Below are 302 nucleotides of genomic sequence, written 5' to 3'. Positions count from 1 at the left end.
GGGGATGTCCGTGCGGCCGTCGAGGGTGCGGCGGGCGAGCCGGGAGAGGATCGCGACCTCGCTGAGCAGCAGCGGGGAAGCCGGTCCGAGGCGCCCCTGGGAGGTGTGCACCTCGCTCATGGAGTTTTCCACCGTGACGAACTGTTCGCCCGAGGCCTGGACGTCCCGTTCGGTGCGGCCGAGGGTCGGCAGGATCAGAGCGGTGGCTCCGCAGACGGTGTGTGACCGGTTCAGCTTGGTGGATATGTGCGCGGTCAGCCGGCACGACCGCATCGCCTCCTCGGTGACCGTGCTGTCGGGAG

1 pseudogene is annotated in these 302 nt (G+C 69.9%); it reads right to left on the bottom strand.

Annotated features, from left to right (window positions below):
* A pseudogene (locus TN53_RS43830) lies at positions 1-302 on the bottom strand (hypothetical protein); the annotation flags it as partial.

This window comes from Streptomyces sp. WM6386, from assembly GCF_000972385.1.
Taxonomy (GTDB): Bacteria; Actinomycetota; Actinomycetes; order Streptomycetales; family Streptomycetaceae; genus Streptomyces.
Note: the sequence above shows the minus strand (reverse complement) of the source record. Positions and strands in the feature narration are given on the sequence as shown.